The organism is Mesorhizobium sp. M1A.F.Ca.IN.020.03.2.1 (genome assembly GCF_004023205.1).
Lineage (GTDB): Bacteria > Pseudomonadota > Alphaproteobacteria > Rhizobiales > Rhizobiaceae > Mesorhizobium.
The window spans coordinates 4942-23334 of the sequence record NZ_RZSV01000016.1; the positions used below are offsets into that span (position 1 = coordinate 4942).

An 18393-nucleotide genomic window follows, 5' to 3' on the forward strand; every position below is an offset into this window, starting at 1 on the left:
GAGCGCAGATGATGCGCGAAGGTCGGGATCGAGGACGAGAATTCGGCGGCGTTGTCATAGACCCCGGTGCGCGACGGCAGCTGGCCGCTCATGAACGAGGCCCGGCCGGGCGCGCAAAGCGGCGAGGCGGTGTAGTTGTTGGCGAAACGCGCCGAGCGGGCGGCGAGCGCCTTGAGATGCGGCACGTGCAGGAAATCCGCCGGGCCGTCGGGGAAGAGCGTGCCGTTGAGCTGATCGACCATGACGATCAGGAAATTGGGTCGTTCGGTGGTCAAGGCAGGCTCCGTCCGCTGAGCTTGGTTTCGAGATAATCTTCGACGAGCGCGATCGCTGTCTGCGCATCGGGCACGCCGTCCTTCAGCGCGCGCCGAATGTAGAGTCCGTCGATCAGCGCCGCCGTCGCTTCCGCAGCGCGGTCCGCTTCGGCCCTCGGCAGAATGCCGGTCAGCCCGCTCATCAGGTTGGAATTGAGCCGCCGCGCATAGAAACGAAGCAGCCGCCGCAACTCGGTCGATTTCTGCGCCTCGACATAGAAGGCGAGCCAGGCCGCGATGATCTCCGGCTGGAACTGCTCGTCGGAGAAACTGACCGCAACGACGGCCGAGACGCGCTGGCGCGGTGTCGCGGCGACGCGAAGCGCTCGTCTTGTATCGATGTTGAGCTCGGCAAGGATGTGCCGCATCGTGGCGAAGAGCAGCTCGTCCTTGGCGCCGAAATAGTGATGGGCGAGCGCCGACGACACGCCGGCGCGGCCGGCGATCTCCGACATGGTCACGTCCAGCGAACCGCGCTCGCCGATTGCCGAGATCGTCGCGTCGATCAGCGCCTTACGGCGCAGCGGTTCCATTCCGATTTTCGGCATGCGAGGGGTCCGGTTCGAAGCGAGATTATTTTTTATTGACGCATCAATCAATAAAAAATCGGCATCGGATCAATCGATCGTATCGCTCTGGCCAAATCCCTTCGGCTGGAAAACGGTTCACTATTGAACAATATTGAATGTCATGCCGCGACCGGACGTGCTAGGCTGCGCGGCAGATGGAGGCTGTCATGACCGCATGCATCGTCGGCTGGGCGCATTCGCGTTTCGGCAAGCTCGAAGGCGAGACGCTGGAGGGCTTGATCACCAAGGTCGCCGTGGACGCGCTCGATCATGCCGGCATCGGCCCTGACGATGTCGACGAGATCGTGCTCGGCCATTTCAACGCCGGCTTCTCACCGCAGGATTTCACCGCGAGCCTGGTGCTGCAGGCCGACGACCGGCTGCGCTTCAAGCCGGCGACGCGCGTGGAGAATGCCTGCGCCACCGGTTCGGCTGCCGTGAGACAAGGCGTCCGCGCCATCGATTCCAACGCCGCCCGCGTCGTGTTGGTGGTCGGCGCCGAGCAGATGACCACCACACCTGGGCCCGAGATCGGCAAGAACCTGCTGAAAGCCTCCTACCTGCCCGAGGATGGCGAAACGCCGGCCGGCTTTGCCGGCGTCTTCGGCAAGATCGCGCAGGCCTATTTTCAGCGCTATGGCGACCAGTCGGATGCGCTCGCCATGATTGCCGCCAAGAACCACAAAAACGGCGTCGACAATCCCTATGCCCAAATGCGCAAGGATTTCGGCTACGAGTTCTGCCGTCAGGAAAGTGAGAAGAATCCCTTCGTCGCCGGTCCGCTGAAGCGCACCGACTGCTCGCTGGTCTCGGATGGCGCCGCCGCGCTCGTGCTCACCGACACCGCGACGGCGCTGAAGATGCGCCGCGCCGTGACCTTTCGCGCCAATGAGCACGTCCAGGATTTCCTGCCGATGTCGAAGCGCGACATCCTTTCCTTCGAGGGCTGCGAGCGGGCTTGGGGCCAGGCGCTGAAGAAGGCCGGCGTCACGCTCGACGACCTCTCCTTCGTCGAGACGCATGACTGCTTCACCATCGCCGAGCTTATCGAATACGAGGCGATGGGCCTGGCGGAGCCCGGCGAGGGCGCGAAGCTCGCCCTGGAGGGCGTCACGGCCAAGGACGGCCGGCTGCCGGTCAACCCGTCCGGCGGGCTGAAGGCCAAGGGCCATCCGATCGGAGCCACCGGCGTCTCCATGCATGTGCTCACCGCCATGCAGCTGACCGGCGAGGCCGGCGGCATTCAGGTGCCTGGGGCAAAACTCGGCGGCATCTTCAACATGGGCGGTGCTGCGGTGGCCAACTACGTTTCCATCCTCGATCGGATCAGGTAGAAGCGGCCCGCATTGAAGCGGCGCCCGGCGCGCGCGTGCGGGAGGCAGCATGGCAAATCCGGTTCTGGTCGAAGTCGCGCGGGGCGCGGTGGTCGAAAGCGCTCATCGCGGCGCGGTTTCTGTCTTCGACGCCGACGGCAAGCCTGTCTGGGAGATCGGCGATACGGCGCGACCGGTGTTTCCACGCTCGGCGGTGAAGGCGATCCAGGCGCTGCCGCTGCTCGAATCCGGTGCTGCCGACGCCTACGGCTTCGGCGATCGCGAATTGGCGCTGGCCTGCGCCTCGCATTCAGGCGAGCCGGCGCATGTCGAACTGGCGCAAGCAATGCTCGCCAAGGCCGGTCTCGATAAGACGGCGCTCGAATGCGGCGCGCACTGGCCGTCGAGCCACGTTGCGACGATCGCGCTGGCCCGCGCCGGCAGCGCGCCCAACCCGCTCCACAACAATTGCTCCGGCAAGCATGCCGGTTTCCTCTGTACCTGCGTGCATTCCGGCATTGCCCATGGCGGCTACGTCAAGGCCGGCCATGCGCTGCAGGAGATGGTGCGCGACGCGATGCAATCGGTGACCGGCGCCGCGCATGATGTCGACCATTGCGGCACCGACGGCTGCTCGATCCCGACCTATGCCGTGCCGCTGAAGAGCTTTGCGCTGGGCTTTGCGCGTATGGCGACGGGCAGGGGCTTTGCGCCCGAACGCGCCAAGGCGGCGAAGCGCCTGCTCTCGGCCTGCATGGCCGAACCGTTCCTGGTGGCCGGCACCGGTAAGGCGGACCTCGCGCTGATGCGGGCCGCGCCCGGCCGCATCTTCGTCAAGACCGGCGCCGAGGGCGTCTATTGCGCGGCCTTGCCCGAGCTCGGTCTCGGCATCGCCTTGAAATGTGATGACGGCGCCAGCCGCGCCTCCGAGGTGATGATCGCCGCCGTGCTGGCCAAGCTGCTGCGCAGCGACGAAGCGCTCGCGGCAAAGCTTGCCGAACTCGCCCATCCGCCGGTCGAAAGCCGTATCGGCGCCAAGGTGGGCTTGCTGCGGCCGACGGCGGCGCTGGCCTAACTGACCTTGTTCCGCTCGACGGTCAGATGCGCGTAGCCGGTAAAGGTTGATCTTGCCAGATCGCCCGTCACCGGATTGGCCCAGCGCTGGCCGATGATGGCGCCGTTCTGCGCGGCGTCGATGATATTGTCCGAAATGACCGCGCTGCCGGAACCCTCGACGACGCTGACGACGATGCCCGTGCCGGACTTGCGGATGATGTTGCCCGTTGCAACCACATTGCGCAGATAAGGACCCCAGCCGAGCTGCATGCCGTAGAGGGGCGCGTTCTCCACGACATTGCCGCAGACGGAGGTTTCGGCCTCGGCGCTGATGCCGACGCCGAAGCCCGGCGGGTCGGCGGTGTAGGGGCCGACGGTCGAGAGGTTGCGCACGATATTGTTCGAGCACACGGCCATGCGGCCGCCTTCGTTGAAGTTTACGATCGAGATGCCGTTGGCGGCACCGTCGACCAGATTGTTGCTGAGGATCGCACCCTCGAAGGAGAATTCCGAATAAATCCCCGTCTCGCCCGAGCGCGAGCAGGTGTTGCCGGTGATCTGCAGATTGCTGGAGCTGTTGGCGCGGATCGCCGAGAAGGCGCAGTCCGACACGACGTTGGCGGAGATAATGACATTGCCGGCGCGGAAGGCGTTGATACCGTTGCCGTTCTGGCCGGTGCCGCCGCTCCTCGCGCCGATGCGCTGCACGCGGTTGCCGCTGACGATGGTGCCGTCTTCCGCCTGCTGCCAGCGATGCACGAGAATGCCGCCATTGGCGCAATCCGAGACGGTATTGCCCGAGATCTCCAGCCCGCCGGCCTCGACCGAATAGATGCCGGCGTCTGCCGCGCCCGAAACATCGCAGCGCCCGATGCGGCCTGAAACATGTTCCAGCGCCAGCCCGTTCTTGCCGCTGCCTGTGACCTGGCAATTGTCGATGGCGAGATGCGCGACGCGGCGCAGATCGAGCAGCCCTTGCGTATAGTCGGCCAGCCAGCGGTTGCTGCCGTCCAGCACCAGCCCGCTGAGTTCGATATGCTCGGCCTGTTCGGCCATCATCAGGTGGCCATTGCCGCCATAGACGATGCGGGTCGCCCCCGGGACGCCCGAAAGGCGCACGCGGGCAGGCAGCTTCAGGTTGGAGACAAGATAGGTCCCGGGCGGCAGAAACACCGGCGCATCGCGGTCGCTGGCGTCGCCGAGCAGCTTGGCGAAGGCCTTGCTCTGGTCGTCCAGCGCGCCCGGCTGCAAGCCGATTTCGATGGCATTGATCGAGCCGCGCATCGTGGCCTTCTCGATGCCGGGCAGCATCTTCGCCGATGCCTTGCCGGCAAAGAGGCCGGCAGCGGCGAGGCCGGTGGTGCGGGCAAGCAGCGTTCGTCTGTTCAACATCGGCACAGGTCCTGGCGTTTCAACCGCTCCGTCGCAGGAATCGTGCCAAGGCCAGCTCGCAGGCAAACCGCTTGTGCAGTTGCCTGACCAAGCTTAAGTTCATGTTATGAGTAGAGCTTTCACCCGCGAGGAAGACAGCGAAAACGCCATTGCCGGTGTCGGCGAACGGCCGATCAGTCCGCACCGCAATCTGGTAACGGAGCGGGGACTCGCGATGATCGAAGAGAATCTCTCCGAATTGCGAGATCAAATGGCCAAGGCCGAAAGACGCGGCGATCGCGAGCGCCTCGCAATAGTGTCCCGCGACCTGCGCTACTGGACCGCGCGGCGCGAGAGCGCGGAGCTTTCGGTGCCGGAGTCCGGCAGCAATGTGGTCCGCTTCGGCATGGGCGTCACGCTGGAAAACGGCGACGGCAAGAAGGTCCACTGGCGCATCGTCGGCGAGGACGAGGCCAACCCGTCGAAAGGCAGCATCTCCCATGTCTCGCCGATGGCGATGGCCCTGTTCGGCAAGAAGGTCGGCGAGGTCGTTGCCGTCAACGGCAAGGAGTGGGAGATCGTCAAGCTGTCGGACAAGGCCGAGAACTAGGCCTTGAGCTTGACTGTATGGTCGCGGAAAAACGCCGCGGCTCCGGTCTCATCGATTTCACCTGCGGCGACCATCATCACCAACTGGATAACATCCTGCTGTTCGGCTTCTACGCTTAACCCGTTGAAATAGAGAACCACATCGGCCGCGGCAAAAGCCGTGCGCTTGTTCCCGTCAACGAAGGGGTGGTTCTTCGCAATGCCGAAGAGATAGGCCGCCGCGAGTTCACAAAGATCGGGCTCACCGCACGCTTCCTTCTGTTGGGGGCGGGCGAAGGCAGATTCCAGCATGCCCTGGTCGCGTATACCGGAGGCTCCGCCGTGGAGGCGCAACTGCTCAGCGTGCATCGCCTCCACGAATTCTCGCGAATGATGCTCGGTCATTTAGCGAGCGCGCGGTAGGCAACCTCGTATTTCTTCATCCGTTCGCGCGCGATCTTCATCTTACGCTCGAATTCTTCGGCAGAGTCTTCAAGACGGCGCAAGCGCAGCTCCTGGCCCTCCTGAACGACGATGACGTTGTCGCCCGCCTTCAGGTTTAGCCGGTCGAGAAGCTCTTTCGGCAAAATCAGACCTTCGGAGTTGCCAATCTTTCGAATGGTGATGTTCATGGTAGGTCGTCCTGTTGCAACGGCAATTATAACTGGAGGGGCCTGTTGTTGCAACGGAAATTATAACAACCGATTGGGAACTACTGACATGGTCGCCATCAAGAAGCGGGTTGAGGACGGGATCCTCTTCCTCTCTCGATTGGCGCATTAGCTGTGCCGATAAGCCTTAGCAACGAGTTGCGTTTGACCAGTTCCCGACACAGGCTATTCACTCAACCGACAGCAGCCTGTCCATCAGTCTGTCCGCCGCTTGCGGGATGACGGTCCCCGGCGGGAAGATTTCGGCCGCCCCAGCCTTCAGCACCGCGTCGTAATCCTGTGGCGGGATGACGCCGCCGGCGACGATCAGCATGTCGCCATGGCCGAGCTTCCTCAGCGCCTCCTTGAGCTCGGGGATCAGCGTCAGATGTCCGGCCGCGAGCGAGGACGCGCCGATGATGTCGACATCATGCTGCACCGCCAGCTTTGCGATCTCCTCCGGCGTCTGGAACATCGGTCCGACGGTGACCTCGAAGCCGAGATCGGCAAAGGCGCTGGCGATCACCTTCTGGCCGCGATCATGGCCGTCCTGGCCCATCTTGGCGACCAGGATGCGCGGCTTTGCACCGGATTTCTTTTCGAAGGCTTCGAGCTTGTCCTTGAGCCGATCGACCGCCGGATTGTCGCCGAGCGCGTCGCGATAGACGCCGGAGATGGTCTGCACGGTGGCTGCATGGCGCCCGAACACTTTCTCCAACGCCAGCGAGATCTCGCCGACGGTCGCATTGGCCCGCGCCGCGCGGATCGCGAATTCGAGCAGGTTCTCGCCGCTTTCAGCCGCGCGGGTGAGGGCGGTTAGCGCATCCTCCAGGGCCGCGACGTCGCGCGTGCCTTTGAGCCGCTGCAGCTTCGCCAATTGCCGGGCCTTGACCTCGGCATTATCGATCTTCAGCACATCGACCTCGATGTCGGCTTCCGGGCGATGCGCATTGACTCCGACCAGCACCTGCTCGCCGGAATCGATGCGTGCCTGGGTGCGCGCCGCCGCTTCCTCGATGCGCAGCTTCGGAATGCCTTTCTCGATCGCCGCCGCCATGCCGCCGAGGTTTTCGACCTCCTCGATATGGGCGAGCGCGCGGGCCGCCAGATCATGTGTCAGCCGCTCGACATAGGCCGAGCCGCCCCACGGGTCGATCATGCGCGTGGTGCCGGATTCCTTTTGCAGGATGAGCTGCGTGTTGCGGGCAATGCGGGCCGAATGGTCGGTCGGCAGCGCCATCGCCTCGTCGAAGGAATTGGTGTGCAGCGACTGGGTATGTCCCTGCGTTGCCGCCATCGCCTCGATCATCGTGCGCGTGATGTTGTTGTAGGGATCCTGCGCCGTCAGCGACCAGCCCGATGTCTGGCAATGGGTGCGCAGCGACAGCGAGCGCTCGTCCTTCGGCGCAAAATTCTTCTTCATCAGGCTCGACCAGAGCAGCCGCGCGGCCCTGAGCTTGGCGACCTCCATGAAGAAGTTCATGCCGATCGCCCAGAAGAAGGAAAGGCGCGGCGCAAACCGGTCGATGTCGAGACCCGCGGCGACGCCGGCGCGCGCATATTCGATGCCGTCGGCGATCGTGTAGGCGAGTTCGAGGTCGGCCGTCGCGCCCGCCTCCTGCATATGATAGCCGGAGATCGAGATCGAATTGAATTTCGGCATGTGCCGCGAGGTATAGGCGAAGATGTCCGACACGATCCGCATCGAAGGCTTCGGCGGATAGATGTAGGTGTTGCGGACCATGAACTCCTTCAGAATGTCGTTCTGAATGGTCCCGGCGAGGTCCTTCTGCGCGACACCCTGTTCCTCCGCCGCCACGATATAGAGCGCCATGATCGGCAGCACGGCGCCGTTCATGGTCATCGACACCGTCATCTCGTTGAGCGGAATGCCGTCGAACAGCTGGCGCATGTCGAGGATGGAATCGATCGCCACGCCCGCCATGCCGACATCGCCGGCGACGCGCGGATGGTCGCTGTCATAGCCGCGATGGGTCGCGAGGTCGAAGGCGACCGACAGGCCCTTCTGGCCGGCCGCGAGGTTGCGCCGGTAGAAAGCGTTGGATTCCTCCGCCGTCGAGAAGCCGGCATATTGCCGGATCGTCCAGGGCTGCTGAACATACATGGTCGGGTAGGGGCCGCGCACGAAGGGCGGCAGGCCCGGATAGGTGTCGAGATTGGCCAGGCCCTTGAGGTCGGCCTGCGTGTAGAGGTGTTTCAGGGCGATGCCTTCCGGCGTCATCCGCTGGCCCTTGAGCTCGACCGGCGCGCGGCGCGGCGCCGACCAGCCGATCTGGCTGAAATCCGGGATCATGAGCCGGCTCCGATCGACTGATCGATGCGAACTGGAAACAGCGGCTCGCAGGTCGCCACGCCTTCTGTCAGCGCGGGCCGGCGTTCGGCTTTCAATGTCTCGACGGGGCGCTCGCTGCCGGTGCGGAACAAGGTGGTGCCGATGATGCCTCGTTCGCCGGCCCGATAGACGGCATTGCGCTTCGCGGCGGCCGTCTGCACACGGTTCTGGATATAGCCCTGCTGCAGGCTGTTGAGCACGCCGCCCTCGGCCTCGATGCGCTGGAATTCTTCCCAAGCCGCCGCGCAAAGACCGTCGGTCAGCGCCTCGACCGCTCCGGAGCCGCTGGCCGGATCGGCCACGTGATGGAGATGGCTCTCATGCGCCAGGATCAGCTGCGCGTTGCGGGCGACGCGGCGCGCCAAACCGGCCGGCAGTCCATGCGCGATGGTGTGCGGCAGGATCGAGACGGAATCAGCGCCGCCGGTCGCCGCGGCAAAAGCGGCAATCGCGGTGCGCAGGATGTTGGTTTCCGGATCCGCCATCGCCATCATGCGATAGGAGGTCTCGGCGTGGACGTTCGCCGTCGAGGCCGGGATCGAGCAGGCTTCCTGGATCCGCGCCCAGAGCTTGCGCAACGCCCGCACCTTGGCCATCGACAGGAACTGGTCCTGGTCGACGCTGAGGGCAAAGCCGATATAGGGCGCGGCATAGACCAGCGGCTGGCGCGCCTTCTCGAACATCCTGAGATAGGACACGGCGGAAGCCATCATCGTGCCGAGCTCCTGCGCCTCGGTGGCGCCGGCATTGTGGAAGACGCGGCCGTCCGCTTCGAGCAGCACGCCGGGCACGCCCATCGAGAAGAAATGCGCCAGCGATTGCGGCATTGACTCCTGCAGCGCCTCGATCGAGGTGCGCAGCCGTCCGGTGCCGGCGAAGATCGCCGCCGGGTCGATGCCGAAGGAAAGGTTGAGCTTCGCCGGATCGGAGCGGCGCCGGGTCAGGAAGGCGAGCAGCCAATCCGCCACGGCGCGGCTCCACGGATGCGCATCGATGCGCACCTGGACCCGGTTGAGCGGCACGCCGTCGAGCACCGTTTCCAGCGCCTCCGCGGTTCTCGGCAGGCCAAAGCCGAAGGCATTCGGCGCACCCTCGAAAACCAGCGACAGGCCGGTCGCGCCCTCAGCGATGTCCTGCAGCGCCTGGGCGCTGGCGCGGGCGATATCGGGATCGTCGATGCGCTGGCTGACGATCCATGGCGACTTCGGATTGGTGCGCACCAGCGGCTCGGCTGTCGTCGAACGCTCGCTGAGCGGCTCGATGCGGATGCCGTCATCGGTGTGCGAAACAAGCTTCTGTTCGAAAGCGCCGCCGGCAAGCGCTTTTTCCGCCAGCGCCAGCCAGCGCTTGGCGTCCGGGTCTGGAAGGTCGACATCCCTAGTCAAGGCGCCGGCGCCCATCGCACTCCTCGTCTCTCGGCCGCATCAGCCACCAGTCTATGGTCCCCCGCCGCATATCACAATGCGACATCCGTCGCGGTTGTTCCGGCAGCCGCTAACCGATTGCCAATCATGCGCAAAATCCGCAAGCTAAGTAAGGTGGTTTCGCTGCCAGGGTCAAATTCGAATAGCGCCAAATTTGATGGTGGGCATTGTCGCCCGCCGATCGCGTTATTATCCTCCATGAGACCGGGCGTTTTTGGCGGAAGAGATTGCGGAGACCGGACATATGGCTGACCACACCAGCATCTTCATCGGCGCCAGCCGCAAGCCTGATGATTCCTACCAGCGCGCCGAGGAACTCCTGCTGCGCTACGGCAACCGCCACGGCCTGATTACCGGCGCCACAGGCACCGGCAAGACGGTCAGCCTGCAGGTCTTGGCCGAGGGCTTTTCAAATGCCGGCGTCCCGGTCTTCTGCGCCGACATCAAGGGCGACCTTTCCGGCATCGCCATGATGGGCGAGGCCAAGGATTTCCTGGTCAAGCGTGCAGAGCAGGTGAAGCTCGATCCCTATCAGTTTCAGGAATACCCGGTCATCTTCTGGGATCTGTTCGGCGAGCAGGGTCACCCGATCCGTGCCACCATCTCGGAAATGGGGCCGCTGCTTTTGTCGCGGCTGATGAACCTCACCGAAGCGCAGGAAGGTGTCATGAACATCGCCTTCCGCATCGCTGACGAAGAGGGCCTGCTGCTGCTTGATCTCAAAGATCTGCAGGCGCTGCTCGCCAACATCGCCGAGCGAGCCGACGAGCTCAGCGCACGCTACGGCAATGTCACCAAGCCTTCCGTCGGCGCCATCCAGCGCACGCTTCTGGTGCTTGAGCAGCAGGGCGCCGCGAACTTCTTCGGCGAGCCGGCGCTGCGCATCGCCGATTTGATGCGCACCACCCGCGACGGCCGCGGCGCGATCAGCGTTCTGGCCGCCGATAAGCTGATGATGAATCCCAGGCTCTACGCAACTTTCCTGCTCTGGCTGATGTCGGAGCTGTTTGAGGAACTGCCCGAGGTCGGCGATCTCGAGCGGCCGAAGCTGGTCTTCTTCTTCGACGAGGCGCATCTTTTGTTCGAGGACGCGCCGAAGGTGCTGGTTGATCGCGTCGAGCAGGTGGTGCGGCTGATCCGCTCCAAGGGTGTCGGCGTCTATTTCGTCACCCAGAACCCGCTCGACATTCCGGAAAAGGTTTTGGCCCAGCTCGGCAACCGCGTGCAGCACGCGTTGCGCGCCTATACGCCGCGCGAGCAGCAGGCGGTGCGGACGGCGGCCGACACCTTCCGGCCCAACCCGGATTTCGACTGCGCCACCGCGATTACCCAGCTCGCCACCGGCGAGGCGCTGGTCTCGATGCTGGAGGATAAGGGCGTGCCGGCCATGGTACAGCGCACATTGATTCGCCCGCCGTCGTCGCGGCTCGGGCCGATCACACCCGACGAGCGCCGCAAGGTCATTGCCGAGAGCCCGGTCGCCGGGCAGTACGATCAAGCGGTCGATCGCGACTCGGCCTTCGAGATACTGCAGAAGAAGACCAGGGAGGCGCAGGAAGCCGAAGCGCAGGCGCAGCAGGCGGGCACCGGCGGCTCGCGCTGGACAATTCCGGGCTTCGACGATGTGTTGGGAGGGTCGGGCCGCCGGTCCTCCAACCGTCAGACAGTGGCCGAAGCCGCGATCAAGTCGGTGGTGCGTTCGGTGGGCTCTTCCGTCGGCCGCGCGATAGTGCGCGGCATCCTGGGGAGTCTGGCAAGGGGGCGTTAGCGGGAGGCCGTCCGCTTTCGTACGGGACCACGGACGCCTATCCCGACCGCAGCGCGTGGTCGCCGTCTCGGGCAAGGAGCTTCAACCGGATTTCCCGTCCGCCGCGCCGAGCGAATTTGCATCGCCCTCCATCATGCAGAGGCTGTTCCCTATGTTACCTCACGACGATAAGATCTTACCTGGGGACTGCCAGGTAACATCAGCGACACCTAAATTTTTCGTGAGAGAAGTTTTTCCCCACGGAACCGCAATTTCCTGAAATACCGACCGCCTCAAATCGTGGCCTTTGACGTGTTGTTGCCGGGGGGCAAACTGAATAATGCCGATACCGCATGCGATCACGAACCATTGTGGCCGGGAAACCCAAGGCATCGTCCAAGATTGCGGCAACGCCGGAGAATCGGGACTCCGAATGGCAGCGCGGTGATGATCTCTCGACCTGGTTTTCAGACATTCCCACCGAGAGGCGACCGCTGCTCAACGCCAAAGGCGGGCTGTCGATCGGTCACACTCGGCTGGTGCTGCAATTCTTGAGCAAGAATTTTTCCCGAAAGCTTTCGCTCGCGGAGATGGCTGGTGCGTGCGATCTGTCTCCCTACCATTTCGCTCGGGCATTCTCTACGACGTTCGGGGCATCGCCGCATCAGTATGTCCTCAAGCTTCGTCTGGACTATGCCGAGAAGCTACTTGCCGACGGGGGCCTCTCGATCACGGACATCGCCGATTTGAGTGGCTTCTCGAGCCAAAGCCACTTCACCACCACGATGAAGAAGTATCGCAACGTCACCCCGTTGCAGGTGCGGGCAAGGCAGCTTGATCGTGGCCGGGTGAGTAAGATAGGGCGAGGCTAATTTACTGTGAACTTTATTTCCGGCCTGCCTTATAGAAGGAATATCTAAAGTAATTCTGTGTTAACCTCGCGAAGAGCTGGTGAATATTTATAGATACACAGCAATCTGCTGGAATACAGAATTCTGAAAAGCATGCCTTTCTGCAGCAAATTCGGCTGTCGCGGATTCTGAGATGGGCTGAGGGGACATGAGCGACGATACGGCCATCGGCCGCAGCCTTTCCGAGGAGATCGGCTACTGGCTGGTGTCGGCATCCAGCACGCTTGAGAAACGCTATGGAGATGGCGTGCCCCTGGCCAAGCAGGACATGCTGCTTGCCCATTATCTCTACGGCCTCACCGCCGTGGTTCACGCGGGCGACGCGCCTGCTGCCCATCTGGCGGCTGTGCGATCCTATCTCGGCAGGCTGATTCCGCAGGAGCGGGTCACGCGAGCGCTGCAGGCCGTGCCGGAGGAGGGGGACTCCTGGCTTGAAAACACGCTCGATCGCGTCGAGGCGATCGGTGAAAAGCAGGGCCATGCGCTTCTGGCGCGCGGCGCCGATATCGTCATCCCATTTTTGAGCAGACACGCTTCGGCGGCAGGGTCGGCGGAACCTGTCGTGATCGAGCGCGACCGACCAAAGGAGGCACTCTCGCAATGAACCTCGGGCAAGCACGAAACACCCGGCGCGCATCGGCGCGTTTCGCTGGAAACTGGGTACCCGGCGCTGCCGACAGCCGCTCGCTGCGCCGCCGCTTGATGGCCGCGCTGCGCAACGCGCATCGCGTGCTCGGCCTGAAGCGCGACCGGTTGGGGCATGGGATGCTCAGCGCCGGCGGGGCGGCCGGCGCCCTGGTCGCCGTCGCCGGGATCATGATACCGCAAGCGGCGTTCGCGCAGGTTGCCATGGGCAATGGGGTTGTCAGCAATCCCGCAAACTGCACCAATCCCAGTGCTGCGACTGCAGGCAGCACCGCTATCGGCTGCGGCAGTAGCGCCGGCGCCAGCTCAACCGCAATTGGCTCTGGCACCGTTGCCAATGGCCAGAACGCCTTGGCGATAGGCGACGCAAACAGTACAATCGGCGATGGCTCCATCATCATCGGCTACGCAAATTCTGCCAATGGTCTCAATGCGATAGGCATGGGTGTCTTTGCGAACGCCACCGGCACCAATGCCCTTGCGGTCGGCGGAAATGCCCATGCCAATGGGGATGGCTCATCGGCTTTTGGCGTCAACACGGTTGCAAACGGCGCAGGTGCCACCGCTATCGGCAATGGGACGAGCGCTGCCCTGAATGCTTCGGCCCTCGGCCTTGCTGCCGCGGCAAGCGGGCTGCGCGCCACCGCGCTCGGGTATGGGGCGAAAGCGTCGGGAGTGGATTCGTTTGCCCAGGGCAACAACGCCACCGCAAGCAACCAGAACGCCATCGCGATCGGGTTCCAATCGGTCGCTTCACAGATCAACTCCATCAATATCGGCGGGCGCACCGTCGCGGGAACGGGTGCCCTTGCGCAGGGCGCCATCGCCCTTGGCACGGATGTGCAGGCATCTCAGCAAAACACCGTTGCCATCGGCATTCTGACCAAAGCAACTGGAACGAGCGCCACGGCGATGGGCAACACGGCAAGCGCTTGGGGCAACCAGTCCATCGCCTTGGGTTTGGGCGCGCAGGCAGGCGTTCAGGCCAACACGGCCCTGCCCAATAGCATCGCGATCGGCACCAACTCGCTCTCTTCCGGCGCTTTCGCCGTCGCGATGGGACCTGCCTCAATTGCAAGCGGCGCTGCAGCCACGGCGATTGGCAACACGGCCGTGGCCAGCGGCCAAAACGCCTCCTCTTTCGGGTCCGGAGCAAGTGCGGCAGGAGACAATTCTCTCGCTGCCGGCGTCAGCGCCAGCGCCGGGGGCCTCGACAGTACCGCGCTCGGCATCGGCACCGTAGCCAGCGCAGACAATTCCACCGCCGTCGGACGTGAATCCCGCGCCACCGGACTCAACAGCACTGCGCTCGGCCGCGGCGCCCAAAGCACCGCCCAGAACTCCATCTCTCTCGGCGCAGGCACGAGAGCGACCGGAATAGGTGCCGTCTATGTCGGCTCGAGCACCTTTGCAACGAGCGCCAGTGGAGACAACGCCATCGGCATCGGTACGGACGTGACGGCATCCGCGGACGACGCCCTTGCAATGGGACGCGAGAGCCAGGCGACGGCAACCAACGCCGTCGCGGTCGGTCTGCAGTCCGCTGCGCTCTCCGCCGACTCCATCGCCATGGGCACGGGCGCGACCGCCGATGGCGGCAAGGCCGTCGCCATCGGCGCCGGCAACTCCGCCTATGGTGACGGCGCGGTCGCCATCGGCGATCCGAGCTATGCCAGCGGCACTGGCGCCTTCACCGGTGGCGCCAACAACATCGCCAACAGCGACGGCACGGCCAGCGCCACCGCCGCCAACCAGGCCGCCGGCGCGGTTGCGATCGGCAACAACAACAAGGCGATCGGGCAGGGTTCCGTGGCGCTGGGCAACGGTTCCACCGCGGGTGCGACCGGCTTCGTCGGGAATGTCGCGCTGGGCAATGGCGCGACCGCCACGGCAAGCTCCGGTGATGTGGCCCTCGGCTCGGGCTCGGTCACCCAGGTGGCCGTCGGCACCTCCGGCACGACGATCGGGGGCACGGCCTATACCTTCGCCGGAACGACGCCGACCTCGACAGTCAGCATTGGGGCGCCGGGCGCTGAGCGGACCCTCACAAACCTCGCCGCAGGACGCATTAGCGGCAGCTCGACTGACGCGATCAACGGCTCGCAGCTTTTCGCGACCAACCAACAGGTTACGCAGAACACCACCGATATCGCCAATCTCAGCACGTCGCTCACCGACATCAACAACGGCGGCGGCATCAAGTATTTCCATGCCAATTCCACGCTCGCCGATTCCCAGGCGCTGGGAACGGATTCCGTTGCGATCGGCCCCAATGCCGTCGCCGCCAATGCCGGCGATGTCGCAATCGGCCTGAACGCGGTTTCGGGCACCACGACCGCGGTCGGCAGCACGGTCATCGGCGGCGCGACCTACACCTTTGCCGGCGGGACGCCGGCCGGTGCCTTCTCGGTCGGCTCGGCCGGCGCGGAGCGCCAGATCCAGAACGTCGCGGCCGGGCAGTTGAACGGCTCCTCGACCGACGCGGTGAACGGCTCGCAGCTCTTCGCGACCAACCAGCAAGTGACGCAGAACACCACCGACATCGCCGCCAACACCGCTGACATCACCAATCTCGGCAACACGATCAACAGCTTCGCCGGCGACACGTCGACCGCCTATACAGATGCCAACGGTGAGGGTATCCGCTATGTCCGCACCAACGACACGACGCTGCCCGTCGCCGATGCCTTCGCGCAAGGGGTGGGCTCCTCCGCGCTCGGCTACCAGGCGACGGCCTCCGCCGGCGATTCGCTGGCGCTCGGCCGGGGCACTCAAGCCACGATCCTTGGCGGCGTTGCGCTCGGTGCCGGCTCGGTTTCGGATCGTGCGGTGGCGCCGACATCGGGATCGATCCTCTCCGGCACCGGGCTCATCCCCTACAACACTGCGGACATGAGTCTGCTCGGCGCCGTCTCGGTCGGCACCTCCACCTCCTATCGTCAGATCATCAACGTTGCCGACGCCACGGAGGACCAGGACGCGGTGACGCTGCGCCAGTTGAAGGGCGCGCTGAGCTCCTTCGCGGTGACGGGAACCATGTACTTCCACGCCAATTCGACCGCCTCGGATTCGCTTGCGGCCGGCATCGATTCGGTTGCGATCGGTCCGCGCACCACCGTCAACGGCGACAACGGCATAGGCATGGGTAACGGCGCCATCGTGCAGTCGACGGCACCGGGCGGCATCGCGATCGGCCAGACCTCGACTGTCAATGCGGCAGACAGCATCGCGCTAGGGACGAACTCGACCGCCAACGGTGCCCAGTCGATGGCGCTCGGCGCCGGCGCCACGGCCAACGAGCCGGGCAGCGTCGCGCTCGGTGCGGGCTCGACGACGGCGGCGGCGGTCGCCACGACGGGCACGACCATCAACGGCGTCGCCTACACCTTCGCCGGAACCGCTCCGACGAGCACGGTCAGCGTCGGCAGCGTCGGCAACGAGCGCACCGTCACCAACGTGGCGGCGGGCCGGATCAGTGCCACCTCTACGGATGCCATCAACGGCAGTCAGCTCTACGCGACCAATCAGGCCGTCGAAGCAGTGCAGGGGAGCGTCGGCAATCTGAACGAGTTCGCAGTCCAGTACGACAAGAACCCGGATGGCACCAAGTCGAACTCGCTGACGCTCGTCGGCGGCGACGCGAATGCGCCTGTCGTCATCCACAATGTCGGCGCTGGCACCGCCGACACCGATGCAGTCAACGTGCAGCAACTCAATCTTGGGCTGGCGACCACGCTCGACAACTCCAAGACCTACACCAATCAGGTGGCGGCCACCACGCTGCAGCAGGCCAATGCCTACACCGACTCCAAGCTCAGTCAGCTCAATATGGACATGGGTGAGGCTCGGGGCGAGGCGCGTCAGGCCGCCGCGATCGGCCTTGCGGCCGCCTCGCTGCGCTATGACGATCGTCCCGGCAAGGTCAGCGTGGCGGCCGGCGGCGGCTATTGGCGCGGCGAGGGAGCGGTCGCGTTCGGCGCCGGCTACACCAGCGAGGATGGGCGCGCGAGAGCGAACCTCTCGGGCACGACGGCCGGCGGGCACTGGGGTGTCGGCGCGGGCGTCAGCTTCACGTTGAACTGAGCCTCTCCATGCCCCGGCACGCGGTCGCTGCTGTCGCATTCTCCATGGCTTGCCTGCTCCTGTCCGGCCTGCGCGCGGTCGGACAGGAGGCGGTGCCGTCCGCCTATCGGATAAAGCCTTCGGATGTCGCGGTGCCTCCGGACGTCAAGCTCGGCCAGTATCAGCGAACCACCCGCCCGTTCGAGAACTGGATCCTGATCTGCGATGAGAACCTGCAGGCTAGGAAGCGGGTTTGCAACATCAGTCAGTCCTTCATCGACCAGAGCCAGGCACCGGTCTTCAGCTGGTCGCTGGCAGCCGACGAGAAGGGCAAGCCTTTCATGATATTGCGGGCCCCCAGCCAGGCCGACGCCGGAAGCAAGCTTTCGCTCAAATTTGCCGGCCGCAAGCAGCCGGTGGATGTTCAGCTGCATGCCTGCGACGCCTCGGTTTGTGTCGGCTATTTGCCGGTCGGCCCCGTGCTTCGCGAACAGATCGGCAAAGAAACCACCGTCCAGGTTTCCTATTCCCTGCCGTCAGGAGCGACCGTCAGACTTGATGCCCCGCTCCAGGGGCTCAAGGCCGCGCTGTCGGCCATCAACTAGAAAGAGCTTGAGATGACACGCCAATCCATAGAGGACAGAATTCTGACGCGCTCCGAGTCCGTTGCGCTGCCGGAGCCGCCGGCCGGCTCGCCGCCGACGCGTTCGTCGGCCTGGCGGCTGTTGCGGAACACGGCGCTGCTCGGTGCATTCGCCGTCGTGGTCGCGGCGGCGGTCATCGTGTCGTTCCGTGTCTTCCCCTCGCTTGGGACATTCGTGGCCGGCACCGCTTCCGCGCAAGCACAGGCGCCCGAGCAGGCAGAGTCGACGCAAGCCACGCCCGCGCCGGCAGACAGCTCGGCGAACAAGAATCCGTTTCAGGCGCATGTCGCTCAGGCGGGCGTACGCACCTGCGCCAATCTCTTTGCCACGCTCGGACAGGCCCTGACCGCGGGATCGACCTATGCCGTCCAGACGCAATGGGACAAGACCTCGCCCGATACGCACGCCGTGCAGGCGCTCGCCGGGATGAGCTACAATCTGCCGGACTATAAAACCGAGGCGGCCGGTATCGTCTATGCCTCGCCTCTCGGGCAGACCTGCGAGGGCGGCTTCGTGCGCGTGGCGCCGTTCCAGCGCTCTTGTCAGGAGGTCGCCGGCACGCTGCCGAAGGGCAGCCTTTTGGCGGACAACCTTTCGAACACGATGCTTTTCAACCTGGCCAACAATGGCGGCCAGGCGCTGCTGGTCCCAGTCGGGAACACCTGCATCGTCGTCTCGGTCGCACGCATGGGCGGATAGCCGCCGGGCACAACCACCGATCTTGAACAGCTGCATTGGGAGCTACG

16 protein-coding genes are annotated in these 18393 nt (G+C 64.5%); 9 read left to right on the plus strand and 7 right to left on the minus strand.

Going from position 1 to position 18393, the window contains the following annotated elements:
• Both EOA79_RS33435 and betI read right to left on the minus strand, forming a co-directional pair.
• On the minus strand, positions 1 to 275 hold a 275-nt coding region (locus EOA79_RS33435; protein ID WP_245489840.1), incomplete at its 3' end, for a sulfatase-like hydrolase/transferase.
• On the minus strand, positions 272 to 862 hold the full coding sequence (gene betI, locus EOA79_RS04780) for a transcriptional regulator BetI (RefSeq protein ID WP_095823746.1): 591 nt from the start codon (positions 860 to 862) through the stop codon (positions 272 to 274). The genes EOA79_RS33435 and betI, both read right to left, overlap by 4 nt.
• 188 nt (positions 863 to 1050) lie before the next feature.
• Here betI and EOA79_RS04785 point away from each other — a divergent pair, with 188 nt between their 5' ends.
• Complete coding sequence (locus EOA79_RS04785) at positions 1051 to 2217, plus strand: acetyl-CoA acetyltransferase (protein ID WP_095781573.1); 1167 nt, start codon at positions 1051 to 1053, stop codon at positions 2215 to 2217.
• A gap of 49 nt (positions 2218 to 2266) precedes the next feature.
• On the plus strand, positions 2267 to 3271 hold the full coding sequence (locus tag EOA79_RS04790) for an asparaginase (RefSeq protein ID WP_095823745.1): 1005 nt from the start codon (positions 2267 to 2269) through the stop codon (positions 3269 to 3271).
• Here EOA79_RS04790 and EOA79_RS04795 read toward each other — a convergent pair.
• Positions 3268 to 4644 carry a TIGR03808 family TAT-translocated repetitive protein gene (locus tag EOA79_RS04795; RefSeq protein ID WP_095823920.1) on the minus strand — a complete coding sequence of 459 codons (1377 nt, stop codon included), beginning with the start codon at positions 4642 to 4644 and terminating at the stop codon, positions 3268 to 3270. The two genes, EOA79_RS04790 and EOA79_RS04795, sit on opposite strands and share 4 nt — an antisense overlap.
• Positions 4645 to 4750: 106 nt before the next feature.
• On the opposite strand from EOA79_RS04795, the gene greA reads away from it, so the two are divergent.
• A complete protein-coding gene (gene greA, locus EOA79_RS04800) occupies positions 4751 to 5233 on the plus strand; it encodes a transcription elongation factor GreA (protein WP_066997710.1) in 483 nt (160 codons plus the stop codon).
• Here the strand turns inward: greA and EOA79_RS04805 are convergent.
• The 4 genes from EOA79_RS04805 to EOA79_RS04820 all read right to left on the minus strand — a co-directional run bounded on the left by EOA79_RS04805 (position 5230) and on the right by EOA79_RS04820 (position 9614).
• A complete protein-coding gene (locus EOA79_RS04805; RefSeq protein WP_095823744.1) occupies positions 5230 to 5616 on the minus strand; it encodes a type II toxin-antitoxin system death-on-curing family toxin in 387 nt (128 codons plus the stop codon). The two genes, greA and EOA79_RS04805, sit on opposite strands and share 4 nt — an antisense overlap.
• Entirely contained in the window at positions 5613 to 5843 is a 231-nt protein-coding gene (locus tag EOA79_RS04810) for an AbrB/MazE/SpoVT family DNA-binding domain-containing protein (protein WP_067320863.1), read from the minus strand. Before EOA79_RS04810 ends, EOA79_RS04805 begins: the two co-directional genes overlap by 4 nt.
• Before the next feature lie 208 nt (positions 5844 to 6051).
• Complete coding sequence (scpA, locus tag EOA79_RS04815) at positions 6052 to 8175, minus strand: methylmalonyl-CoA mutase (RefSeq protein WP_095823743.1); 2124 nt, start codon at positions 8173 to 8175, stop codon at positions 6052 to 6054.
• Positions 8172 to 9614, minus strand: a complete 1443-nt coding sequence (locus tag EOA79_RS04820) for a methylmalonyl-CoA mutase family protein (RefSeq protein WP_095823742.1) — start codon at positions 9612 to 9614, stop codon at positions 8172 to 8174. The genes scpA and EOA79_RS04820 overlap by 4 nt, the downstream gene beginning before the upstream one ends.
• 268 nt (positions 9615 to 9882) lie before the next feature.
• Between EOA79_RS04820 and EOA79_RS04825 the strand changes: the two genes are divergently transcribed.
• The 6 genes from EOA79_RS04825 to EOA79_RS04850 all read left to right on the plus strand — a co-directional run bounded on the left by EOA79_RS04825 (position 9883) and on the right by EOA79_RS04850 (position 18346).
• Entirely contained in the window at positions 9883 to 11406 is a 1524-nt protein-coding gene (locus EOA79_RS04825) for a helicase HerA-like C-terminal domain-containing protein (RefSeq protein WP_095823741.1), read from the plus strand.
• A 332-nt stretch (positions 11407 to 11738) separates the two neighbouring features.
• Positions 11739 to 12257, plus strand: a complete 519-nt coding sequence (locus EOA79_RS04830) for an AraC family transcriptional regulator (protein WP_095823740.1) — start codon at positions 11739 to 11741, stop codon at positions 12255 to 12257.
• Between the two features lie 187 nt (positions 12258 to 12444).
• A complete protein-coding gene (locus EOA79_RS04835; RefSeq protein ID WP_095823739.1) occupies positions 12445 to 12900 on the plus strand; it encodes a hypothetical protein in 456 nt (151 codons plus the stop codon).
• The gene (locus tag EOA79_RS04840; protein WP_095823738.1) at positions 12897 to 17024 is read left to right on the plus strand and encodes a YadA-like family protein; all 4128 of its coding nucleotides are present in this window, start codon (positions 12897 to 12899) and stop codon (positions 17022 to 17024) included. Before EOA79_RS04835 ends, EOA79_RS04840 begins: the two co-directional genes overlap by 4 nt.
• A gap of 8 nt (positions 17025 to 17032) precedes the next feature.
• Positions 17033 to 17608, plus strand: a complete 576-nt coding sequence (locus EOA79_RS04845; protein ID WP_095823737.1) for an invasion associated locus B family protein — start codon at positions 17033 to 17035, stop codon at positions 17606 to 17608.
• 12 nt (positions 17609 to 17620) lie between these two features.
• The gene (locus tag EOA79_RS04850; protein ID WP_095823736.1) at positions 17621 to 18346 is read left to right on the plus strand and encodes a hypothetical protein; all 726 of its coding nucleotides are present in this window, start codon (positions 17621 to 17623) and stop codon (positions 18344 to 18346) included.
• Positions 18347 to 18393 lie beyond the last annotated feature (47 nt).

Bases quoted from the DNA above. Each gene is read 5' to 3' on its own strand.
- EOA79_RS04795 (WP_095823920.1), bottom strand. From the start codon at position 4,644: ATGTTGAACAGACGAACGCTGCTTGCCCGCACCACCGGCCTCGCCGCT.
- EOA79_RS04830 (WP_095823740.1), top strand. From the start codon at position 11,739: ATGCGATCACGAACCATTGTGGCCGGGAAACCCAAGGCATCGTCCAAG.
- EOA79_RS04845 (WP_095823737.1), top strand. From the start codon at position 17,033: ATGCCCCGGCACGCGGTCGCTGCTGTCGCATTCTCCATGGCTTGCCTG.
- betI (WP_095823746.1), bottom strand. From the start codon at position 862: ATGCCGAAAATCGGAATGGAACCGCTGCGCCGTAAGGCGCTGATCGAC.
- EOA79_RS04820 (WP_095823742.1), bottom strand. From the start codon at position 9,614: ATGGGCGCCGGCGCCTTGACTAGGGATGTCGACCTTCCAGACCCGGAC.
- EOA79_RS04850 (WP_095823736.1), top strand. From the start codon at position 17,621: ATGACACGCCAATCCATAGAGGACAGAATTCTGACGCGCTCCGAGTCC.
- EOA79_RS04790 (WP_095823745.1), top strand. From the start codon at position 2,267: ATGGCAAATCCGGTTCTGGTCGAAGTCGCGCGGGGCGCGGTGGTCGAA.
- EOA79_RS04840 (WP_095823738.1), top strand. From the start codon at position 12,897: ATGAACCTCGGGCAAGCACGAAACACCCGGCGCGCATCGGCGCGTTTC.
- greA (WP_066997710.1), top strand. From the start codon at position 4,751: ATGAGTAGAGCTTTCACCCGCGAGGAAGACAGCGAAAACGCCATTGCC.
- EOA79_RS04810 (WP_067320863.1), bottom strand. From the start codon at position 5,843: ATGAACATCACCATTCGAAAGATTGGCAACTCCGAAGGTCTGATTTTG.
- EOA79_RS04825 (WP_095823741.1), top strand. From the start codon at position 9,883: ATGGCTGACCACACCAGCATCTTCATCGGCGCCAGCCGCAAGCCTGAT.
- EOA79_RS04785 (WP_095781573.1), top strand. From the start codon at position 1,051: ATGACCGCATGCATCGTCGGCTGGGCGCATTCGCGTTTCGGCAAGCTC.
- scpA (WP_095823743.1), bottom strand. From the start codon at position 8,175: ATGATCCCGGATTTCAGCCAGATCGGCTGGTCGGCGCCGCGCCGCGCG.
- EOA79_RS04835 (WP_095823739.1), top strand. From the start codon at position 12,445: ATGAGCGACGATACGGCCATCGGCCGCAGCCTTTCCGAGGAGATCGGC.
- EOA79_RS04805 (WP_095823744.1), bottom strand. From the start codon at position 5,616: ATGACCGAGCATCATTCGCGAGAATTCGTGGAGGCGATGCACGCTGAG.